The sequence below is a fragment of the Buchnera aphidicola (Rhopalosiphum padi) genome (assembly GCF_005080845.1).
GTDB classification, from domain to species: Bacteria; Pseudomonadota; Gammaproteobacteria; order Enterobacterales; family Enterobacteriaceae; genus Buchnera; species Buchnera aphidicola_AO.
In genome coordinates, this window is record NZ_CP034858.1 from 633442 (window position 1) to 643941 (window position 10500).

General features: G+C 25.7%; 9 protein-coding genes and 1 tRNA gene. 5 read left to right on the forward strand and 5 right to left on the reverse strand.

What is annotated here, in order from left to right:
• Positions 1-17: 17 nt before the first annotated feature.
• From ilvC to D9V76_RS03100, 3 genes are all read right to left on the reverse strand, one after another.
• Positions 18-1493: a ketol-acid reductoisomerase gene (gene ilvC, locus D9V76_RS03090; protein ID WP_158337684.1), complete on the reverse strand. Its 1476-nt coding sequence runs from the start codon at positions 1491-1493 to the stop codon at positions 18-20.
• 66 nt (positions 1494-1559) lie between these two features.
• Positions 1560-3413, reverse strand: coding sequence for a dihydroxy-acid dehydratase (ilvD, locus tag D9V76_RS03095; protein WP_158337686.1), 1854 nt, complete (start codon positions 3411-3413; stop codon positions 1560-1562).
• 199 nt (positions 3414-3612) lie between these two features.
• Positions 3613-3689 (reverse strand) — tRNA-Trp (locus D9V76_RS03100).
• Positions 3690-3865: 176 nt separating this feature from the next.
• Here D9V76_RS03100 and D9V76_RS03105 point away from each other — a divergent pair.
• The 5 genes from D9V76_RS03105 (at position 3866) to fdx (ending at position 8293) form a co-directional block, all read left to right on the forward strand.
• Positions 3866-5080, forward strand: a complete 1215-nt coding sequence (locus tag D9V76_RS03105; RefSeq protein ID WP_158337688.1) for an IscS subfamily cysteine desulfurase — start codon at positions 3866-3868, stop codon at positions 5078-5080.
• Between the two features lie 36 nt (positions 5081-5116).
• The gene (gene iscU, locus D9V76_RS03110) at positions 5117-5503 is read left to right on the forward strand and encodes a Fe-S cluster assembly scaffold IscU (RefSeq protein WP_158337690.1); all 387 of its coding nucleotides are present in this window, start codon (positions 5117-5119) and stop codon (positions 5501-5503) included.
• A 91-nt stretch (positions 5504-5594) separates the two neighbouring features.
• Positions 5595-6089, forward strand: a complete 495-nt coding sequence (hscB, locus tag D9V76_RS03115) for a Fe-S protein assembly co-chaperone HscB (protein ID WP_158337692.1) — start codon at positions 5595-5597, stop codon at positions 6087-6089.
• A gap of 39 nt (positions 6090-6128) precedes the next feature.
• Positions 6129-7958 (forward strand): Fe-S protein assembly chaperone HscA, encoded by a 1830-nt coding sequence (gene hscA / locus D9V76_RS03120; protein WP_158337694.1) that lies wholly within the window; start codon positions 6129-6131, stop codon positions 7956-7958.
• The gene (gene fdx, locus D9V76_RS03125) at positions 7958-8293 is read left to right on the forward strand and encodes an ISC system 2Fe-2S type ferredoxin (RefSeq protein WP_158337696.1); all 336 of its coding nucleotides are present in this window, start codon (positions 7958-7960) and stop codon (positions 8291-8293) included. Before hscA ends, fdx begins: the two co-directional genes overlap by 1 nt.
• On the opposite strand, the gene der is transcribed toward fdx, so the two are convergent.
• Together der and D9V76_RS03135 are read right to left on the reverse strand one after the other, a co-directional pair.
• Entirely contained in the window at positions 8294-9655 is a 1362-nt protein-coding gene (der, locus tag D9V76_RS03130) for a ribosome biogenesis GTPase Der (protein WP_158337698.1), read from the reverse strand. It abuts the gene before it with no gap.
• A gap of 34 nt (positions 9656-9689) precedes the next feature.
• Entirely contained in the window at positions 9690-10283 is a 594-nt protein-coding gene (locus tag D9V76_RS03135) for a YfgM family protein (protein ID WP_158337700.1), read from the reverse strand.
• Between the last annotated feature and the right edge of the window lie 217 nt (positions 10284-10500).

Here is a 10500-nt window from a genome sequence, read left to right on the forward strand (position 1 = left end):
TATTTAGCAAGTTTTTTTTATTTTGCAACACAAATTGATTTCATGTCTTTCATATATTTTCTTAATTTTTTTCCAATAATTTCAATTGGATGATTGCGAATTTCTTCATTAATTTTATATAGTTCAATATTATCTATTTTTATATTAGGTAATGAACATCCTAAATTATTTTCTTTAAAATTCATAATAAAATCTTTTAAAATAGGATATGCTGATTCTGAAAAAAGGTAGCTTCCATATTCTGCTGTATCTGAAATTACTACATTCATTTCATACAATTTTTTTCTTGCAATTGTGTTCGCAATTAATGGTAATTCATGTAAAGATTCATAATAAGCTGATTCACTTATGATACCTGTATTGATCATTGTTTCAAAAGCTAATTCAATACCTGATTTCAATATAGCAACCATTAATATTCCATGATCATAATAATCTTGTTCTGATATTTTTTTTGAACAAGGAATAGTATTTTTTTCAAAAGATGTATTTTTTGTATTTTCGCGCCAATTTAACAGTTTTTTGTCATTATTGTTCCAATCTATCATCATTTCTTTAGAAAAATAACCTGAAATAATATCGTCCATATGTTTTTTAAATAAAGGTGATAATATTTTTTTTATTTTATTAGATAATTGAAATGCTTTTATTTTTGATGGATTAGAAAGTCTATCCATCATTAGTGTAATACCACCATGTTTCAGAGATTCTGTAATCGTTTCCCAACCATATTGTATTAATTTTACTGCGTAAGAAGGATCATTTTTATCTTTAATTAACTTTTCATAACATATTAATGAAGCTGTTTGTAACATGCCACATAAAATTGTTTGTTCTCCCATTAAATCTGATTTTACTTCGGCTATAAATGAAGATTCTAATACTCCAGCACGGTGTCCACCTGTTGAAAAAGCCCATGCTTTTGCAATTTCTAATCCTATTTTTTTAGGATCATTTTCATTGTGGACAGCAATTAATGTAGGTACTCCAAATCCTCTTTTATATTCTTCTCTTACTTCTGTTCCAGGACATTTTGGTGCCACCATAACTACTGTTATATCTTTTCTTATAACTTCACCAGATTCTACAATATTAAATCCATGTGAATAACCTAAACATGAATCTTTTTTCATTAGTTTTTGTAATTCTTTTACAACGTTTCCATGTTGTTTATCGGGTGTTAAATTGATAACTAAATCAGCATTTGGTATTAATGATTCATAGTCATTAACTTCAAAATTGTTTTTAGTAGCATTTAACCAAGAAGTATTTTTTCTTAAAATACTGCTTTTTTTAAGTGCGAAGGCAATATTTAATCCAGAATCTCTCATATTTAAACCCTGGTTTAAACCTTGTGATCCACAACCTACAATGACTATTTTTTTATTTTTTAAAATTGTATTTTCATTTTTAAATTCACTTCTTTTCATAAAACGACATTTCTTAAGTTCATTGATTCTTTTACGAAAACATAATTTATTAAAATAATTCATTTAAGTAATTCCTACGTCTTTAAAATTTATACAATATTTATTGTTATTAATAATAAATTTTTATTTTTAAAAATTGAATAGTTTCTTTTTATTTCTTATTGCACCTTTATCTGCACTAGAAGCAAAATGTGCATAGGCATGAAGTGCAAGAGAAATATTTCTTTTTCGATTTAGAGGTTTGTATGCTTTAGAACCCTTTGAATTTTCTTTAACAATACGAAGATTTAGTTCTTTTTCTGTAATATTTAAATGAATTGTCTTTTTTTCAATATTAATTTGAATATTATCACCATTTTCTACTAAAGCTATAGTACCTTTATTTGCTGCTTCAGGTGAAATATGGCCTATAGATAAACCAGATGTTCCACCAGAAAAACGCCCATCAGTGATTAATGCACATTCTTTATCTAAATTCATGGATTTTAAATATGTTGTTGGATATAGCATTTCTTGCATTCCTGGTCCACCTTTAGGACCTTCATAACGAATAACTACAACATCACCGGCAACAATTTCACCTGATAAAATAGCAGTAACAGCTTCTTCTTGACTTTCATATACTTTAGCAAATCCAGAAAAAATATAATTTTCTTTACTTATACTAGCTGTTTTTATTATACATCCATTTTTTGCGAGATTTCCATATAAAACAGATAATCCACCATTTTTGCTGTAAGCATTTTCATATGAACGAATACATCCATTAACACGATTATTGTCTAATGTTTTCCATCTGTAATTTTGAGAAAATGGTTTAACTGTACGAATGCCACCTGGACCTGCATGAAACATTTTGATTACGTTTTTGTTTTTCGTAGATAAAATATCATATTTTTTTAATGTTTTTTCTAAATTTAATCCTAATATATTTTTTGTTTTTTTATTTAGTAAATTAGAACGATTTAGCTCTCCTAAAATCCTCATCACACCACCTGCTCGATGTACATCTTCTACATGATATAATGTAGTACTCGGAGCAACTTTACAAATATGAGGAATCTTTTTTGAAAGATTATTAATATCTGACATTTTAAAATCAATATTTCCTTCATATGCTGCAGCTAACAAGTGTAAAATAGTATTAGTAGATCCCCCCATTGCAATATCTACAGCCATAGCGTTTTCAAAAGATTCTTTGTTTGCTATATTTCGTGGTAAAACATTTTTATTATTATTAAGGTAATAATCTTGCGTAATTTTAACAATATTTTGTGCTGATTTTTTAAATAACTTTTTACGATCAACATGAGTTGCCAATAGCGTTCCGTTTCCAGGTAAAGCTAAACCTATAGCTTCTATTAAACAATTCATTGAGTTTGCTGTAAACATACCTGAACAAGAACCACAAGTAGGACAAGCTGAAAGTTCAATTTTTCTTACAAAATCATCGGATTCTTTGGGATTTCCCCCGTGTACTATAGCATCAACTAAATCAATTTTTTTTATCTTATTTTCTGTTTTTATTTTACCTGCTTCCATCGGTCCTCCTGAAACAAAAACTGATGGTATATTTAAACGTAACGAGGCCATAAACATAGCTGGAGTTATTTTATCGCAATTTGAAACGCATATCATTGCGTCAACACAGTGAGCGTTAATTACGTATTCTATAGAATCTGCAATTAATTCACGAGACGGTAAAGAATATAACATTCCTGAATGTCCCATTGCTATTCCATCATCTATTGCAATCGTATTAAATTCTTTTGGAACTCCACCACATTTTTTAATTTCTTTCGAAATTATTTTTCCGACTTCTTGTAAATGGATATGTCCTGGTACAAATTGAGAAAATGAATTGACTATTGCAATAATAGGTTTTTTGAAGTCTTCATCTTTCATTCCTGTAGCACGCCATAAAGATCTTGCTCCAGACATATTTCTGCCATGTGTAGTTGTAAATGAACGATATTTAGGCATTTTAGAAATTACTCCAAGAAATATTTTTTATAATTTTTAAAATTTTTTTAAAAATAAAGTATATGTTTTTTAATTTTAAAGACTTTTTGTTTTATTTGTTAATAGCAGGAATTATATATTATAAAATATAATAATCGATTGATATTGTTTTTTGGATTTAATCTATAGAGTAGATTTAAAAAAAACAATAAGTGAAATTTGGCAGGGGTGGAAGGACTTGAACCTACAACTTTCGGTTTTGGAGACCGATGCTCTACCAAATTGAACTACACCCCTAGTGCAATTTAAATTTTAAAAATAATTATATTCCTAATTAGGATAAAAGTCTAGTTTGTATATTATATATTTTTGGTTTTAATTTGTATTTATTTTTAGATCTAAATATTTGTTAAAATGATAGAATGTTACTTTTATTTTAGTTTTTATATTCATTATATAAGGTAAATAACCTAGTGAAAACTCCAATTTATTTAGATTATGCAGCTACTACACCAGTAGAATTTAAAGTTGCAAAAAAAATGATGAATTATTTGACAATAGATGGAATATTTGGCAATCCTGCTTCTCGTTCTCATAAATTTGGTTGGAAAGCTGAAGAAGTAATTGATATCGCTCGTAATGAAATAGCAGAGTTAATTGGTGCAGATTCTCGAGAAATCGTATTTACTTCTGGTGCTACTGAAGCAAATAATTTAGCTATAAAGGGTATTGCTTTTTTTCATAGAAAAAAAGGTAATCATATTATTACAAGCAAAACAGAGCATAAATCTGTATTAGATGCATGTAGATATCTAGAAAGTGTAGGTTTTTCTGTAACTTATCTTACACCTAAAAATAATGGTATCATTGATTTAAATGATTTAAAAAAAAGTATAAATAAGAATACTATACTAGTTTCAATAATGCATGTAAATAATGAGACTGGAATTATACAAGACATTAGCAATATATCTAAAATGTGTAGATCTCATGATGTTTTTTTTCATGTTGATGCTACTCAAAGTGTAGGTAAAATAGATGTTAATTTAAAAAATTTATTTGTAGATTTGATGTCTTTTTCAGCTCATAAGATATATGGACCTAAGGGGATTGGAGGGTTATATGTACGTCGAAAACCGCGTGTGCGTTTATTAGCATTATCACATGGAGGAGGACATGAAAGAGGTATGCGTGCAGGAACTTTACCTGTTCATCAAATTGTTGGAATGGGTGAATCTTTTAAGTTGGCTAAGAAAAAAATAAATGATGATTTTGTTCATTTGACTAATTTGAGAAATGATCTTTGGAATGGTATCAAAAATATTGAAGAAGTTTATTTAAATAGTGATTTAAAACAAGGTGCACCTCATATTTTAAATGTTAGTTTTAACTATATTGAAGGTGAATCACTTATTATGGCACTTAAAGATTTAGCGATTTCTTCTGGTTCTGCATGTACTTCTTCAAGTTTAGAGCCTTCTTATGTTTTAAGAGCTTTAGGAATTAAAGATGAATTAGCTCATAGTTCTATTCGTTTTTCAATTGGTAGATTTACAACAAAAGAGGAAATTCAATATACAATAAAATCAGTACATAAATCAATTCAAAGATTGAGAGCTTTGTCACCTTTATGGGAAATGTTTAAATCAGGAGTTGATTTAAATAGTATAGAATGGGATCATAGTTAAAGTAATAGAATTAAATATATAAGAAGGTAGTAAAAAATGGCTTATAGTAAAAAAGTTATGGATCATTATGAAAATCCACGTAATGTTGGATCATTCTCTACTTCTGATTCTAGTGTAGGAAGTGGATTAGTAGGTGCTCCTGCTTGTGGTGATGTAATGAAATTACAAATTAAAGTTAACAAAAGAGGTATTATTGAAGATGCTTGTTTTAAAACATATGGTTGTGGTTCTGCAATAGCTTCTAGTTCCTTGGTGACAGAATGGATTAAAGGCAAATCTATAAAAGAAGCAGAAGCAATTAAAAATACGAGCATAGTTGAGGAATTAGAACTACCACCAGTAAAAATACATTGTTCTATTTTAGCAGAAGATGCTATTAAAGCTGCCATTGCAGATTATAAAAGTAAAAAAAATAAAAATTAAAATTTTTTTAATTAGAAATGTTGAAAGAATATTTTTCTTTCAACATTTTATTATAAATTATAATATCTTTATAGTTTTATTTGGGTATTTTATGGATTATTTTACATTATTTAATTTACCAAAAAAATATAGAATTAATAAATCTTTACTTTCTAAAAATTTTTATAAATTACAATTAAAATTTCATCCAGATTTATTTATAAATCATTCTGAATTTGAAAAGAAAATAGTTTTACAAAAATCAATTAAAATTAACAAAGGATATAAAATTTTACAAGATTCATTAACTAGAGGTATGTATTTACTTTCTTTAAATGGGTTTAAAGTTAGTAAGGAAAAATTCTTATCTGAGGATAAACATTTTTTAAAAAAATATTTTTTTTTATATGAAGAGTTAAATTTTTTAACAGAAAATAATTGTGATGAAGCTCAAATTAATACTTTTTTTAAAAAAATAGAAAAGAAAATAAAAAATTATGAACAAATAATTGAAATTAAATTCAATGAAAAAAAATGGGATGATGTTATTAAATTAATAACCGAACTTCTGTTTTTTAAAAAAATACAAACGCGTTTGAAAAAATAATAACAACTTATCCAAGTTAGATAAATTAGGATTTTCTACATGGTTTTTGTGAAAAATAAAGTTGAAAAAAAATTAATTTTAGGTATTGATTTTGGAACTACTTATTCTCTTTTAGCAAGTATACAAAATGAACGTACTGTTTTATTAACAGATACTAAAAAACGTTATTTATTACCATCAATTGTAAATTACAATAAAAGCAACCTTCTAATTGGCTGGGAAGCAGAGAAAAAAATAGTTGAAGATCCGATTAACACAATTACTTCAGTTAAACGTTTAATTGGTCGTTCTATTGATTTTATTAAAAAAGAATTTCCTATTCTACCATATATTGTAGAAGAAAATAAAGATGGAGGTATTTTATTTCATACAAATTCTGGACTTGTTACCCCAGTTGATGTTACTAGTGACATATTAAAATTCTTAAAAGAAAAAGCCTATAAATTTTTTAATCAAAAATTAGATGCAACAGTAATTACTGTTCCTGCATATTTCGATAATATTCAAAGAGAATCTATAAAAAAAGCTGCTATATCAGCGAAAATTAATTTAATTAGATTATTAAATGAACCGACATCTGCTGCTGTTGCTTATGGTTTACAACTAAATAAAGAAGGTATTGTTGTTGTCTATGATTTAGGAGGTGGTACTTTTGATATTTCTGTATTAAAGTTAAATAAAGGAATATTTGAAGTTTTAGCAACGGCTGGTGATTCAAATTTAGGTGGTGATGATTTTGATATTCTTTTAGCTAATTATATTTATAAAAAATCAAATTTATTACATAAATGCAATAATTTTTTTCAATCCTTATTACTTAAAAAAGCAAAAGAAACAAAGATAAAACTTACTCAATATGAAAAAGTAAAAATCAATTTTTTTAATTGGAATGGTGTTATTTATCGTGATGAATTTAACCTAATTATTAAGAATTTAATTAAAAAAACTTTATTCATTTGTTCTGGTCTTCTTAAAGAAATTGATCTTAAGGTAGAAAATATTAAAGAGATTATTATGGTTGGTGGATCAACACGAGTCCCATTGGTATATGAAGAAGTAAAAAAATTTTTTCGAAGATCACCTTTAATTTCCATAAATCCTGATCAGGTTGTTGCAATAGGCGCTGCAATACAATCAGGTATGCTTGTTCAAAATGCTTTCCAAAAAAGAACAATTTTACTAGATGTAATACCTCTTTCTTTAGGTATTGAAGTAATGGGAGGATTTGTTGAAAAAATTATTTTTCGTAATACTCCTATACCTATTTCTAAGACAAAAGAATTTACAACTGCTAAAGATAATCAAAGTGTAATTCTTATTCACGTGTTACAAGGAGAGAGAGAATTAGTAAAAGATTGTATCTCTCTTTCACGGTTCGTGTTGAAAGACATTCCTTCTAAAAAAGCAGGCATGGTTCGGATTGAAGTTACTTTTGAAATAGATACTGATGGTTTAATTAGTGTAAAAGCTTTAGAAAAATCTAGTCATAAACAAAAGAAAATTAAAATTGAAAATACTACTTTTTTAAAAAATAAAACAATTGATAACTTAATTAAAGAATCGACTATATATGCTAAAGAAGATTATTATCTGAGAGTTAAAAAAGAAAAAAAAATCGAATCTAAATATATTTTAGATATTTTAAATAATGCTTTACAAGAAGATAAAAGTCTAATTACTTCAGACGAATTAAAAAAAATAAGATTAAAACAAATTGAATTGCAAAAATCCATGGATGAAGATGATTTCTTTTCTATGAAATTAAATTTAAAAAAATTGGAAGAAGTTAGTAAAAATTTTTTTTCATTGCGATTGAAAAAAAATATTAATTTTTCTCCAATTAAACATTTATCAGATGAGACTAAATAATGCCTAAGATATTTTTTTTGCCTCACAAATTTTTATTACCTAAGGGTGGGTGTTTTAAATGTAAGGAAGGGGAAACTATTTTAAATGTTGCACTAAAAAACAATATTAAATTAGAACATGCTTGTGAAAAATCATGTGCCTGTAGTACATGTCATTGTATTATAAAAAAAGGTTTTCTTTCTCTTTCAGGTTGGTCTGAAAAAGAAGAAGATGTATTAGATAAAGCTTGGGGTTTAGAGCCCACAAGTCGATTGAGTTGTCAAGCTGTTATTGGAAATGTTGATATAGAAGTACAAATTCCTTTGTACAATACCAATCATGCAATAGAAAATTAATTATTTTTTTGTAATATATGGATTAAGAGTTTCTTTAAATTGTATTTTTATTGGTGTTCCATCCATTTTTAGTGTTTCGTAAAAGAAATTTTTTAAATATTTTTTATAAGATAAAGATAAATGTTTTATTTGATTACCATGTATAATAATCTTAACTGGATTAGAGCTTCCTAAATGAGCATATTTTAATTTTATTCGTCGTCCATTTATAATTGGAGGCTGGTGTTTTTTTATTGCTATGTGCATGGTTTTCATAAGGTCTGAAGTTTGTATTTTTCTTTTGGAAGAATTGTATGAGGTATCAATAGATTTAAATAGTTCAAATGTTCCTTCATTACAAAGTGCAGATATAAAATGTATTTTTGAGAAAAAACAACATTTTAATTGATATTTAATTAAATTTTGTAGATTTTTTTTCTCTGAAAGGCTTAGTAAATCGCATTTGTTAATTACAATAATTAATGGTTTTCCGCATTCTTCAATGAAATTAGCTAATAATAAATCTTGATGAGATATTTGGTTTTTTGCGTCTATTATTAGTAAACTTAAATTTGATTTTTCGATGGCTTGTAAAGTTTTAATTGTAGAAAACTTTTCTATTTTATCTTTTTTAGATTTTTTTTTGGATTTTCCTGCGGTATCTACAAAAATATAATTTTTATAATTGTATTTAATAGGTACTGATATACTATCTAATGTTGTACCAGGTGTTTTAGAAGTAATCATTCTTTTTTTCATTATCAGCGAATTAATTAATGTTGATTTTCCGACGTTTGGTTTGCCTATACATGCAACTTTTACTGAAATATTTTCTCTATTAGAATATTCTTGACTTATTTTTTCTAAGTTTGTTTCTTTAAATTTTAAGTTAATCCAAGGAGTTAAATATTTTGAAATAAGATTATTAATTCCTTGGTTATGACTTGCAGAGATTTTTATATTTTCTTTAAAACCTAAAGAATAAAATTCGTTAATTTTAGAATCTTCTTTAATTCCATCTATTTTATTAATTACTAAGATTGTTTTTTTTTGATATTTTCTTATTTTCTCAGCAATTTCATATTCCTGTGGCATGATTCCATCACGAGCATCTACTAAAAATAAAATTCCATTGCATTCTTTTATAGCCTGTAAAGTTTGTTTATGGCTTTTTTTTTCTATTTTTTTTGATTTAAAATTAAGTCCTGCTGTATCTACTATAATTATTTTTTTATTTTCTTTTAAATTACAATATCCATAATTTCTGTCTCTAGTAAGTCCGGGATAGTTAGCAACTAATGCATTTCTAGTTTTGCTTAATACATTAAATAAAGTAGATTTTCCTACATTGGTACGTCCAATTAATACAACGATAGGTAACATTTTAAATATCCATTTTTTGTTTTAAATTTTGCATTTATTTTTTTATTTGATTAATTTTCATATTAATAATTTCTTTAGATGCATTAGATTGTTCGAAATATTTACTTTTTTCCCATGCTAATATTGCTTTTTTAATATCTTTATTTTTCATAAAAATATCACCTTTCATATTTTCTATTATATTTGTCCAAGAACTATCTTTTATATCTTCTAGAATTTTCATCGCATCTTGATTTTTGTTTTGTTGGATTTTTATTTTTGCGATTCTTAATTTTAGAATGTTTTTTAAATTTTCTTCTTTTGTATATTTTAAGCTATTGTCTAATTGGATAAAAGCTTTATCTAAATTATTATCTAAAATATATTTCTTTGCTAAAGAAAGAGAAGATAAAGTTCCATAAATATTTTTATTTTCTACAATAAATTTTTCAACACTGCTTAAATCTTCTTTTTTATTTGCATTTATCTTTTTTATGATTTCTTCATATTTTAATTCTTGTAATTTTGATTTTTTTTCTTTTCCTTTTGAAAACCAAAATATAAATAAGATAAAAAAAGTTAGAATAAATACTATTAAATATGTATTTTTATTTAATATGGATTTTTTTTTCGTTGAATTTAAATGCATTTCTGTTTTTCCTCATTATTAAATTTTAGCGATATATATTTTAAAATATTCTTTAATATGTGGGGGTATTTTTTTAATCTATAAAAAAAAATATGATGAATGCAATATTGATATTTTTCAGATTCTTTTTTTATTTGATTTTGATTAAAATAATAACATATTAAAAAAGTTATTCGTATGAAAATCACTAATTGTACACAGTTAGTTAGTTCAAGAA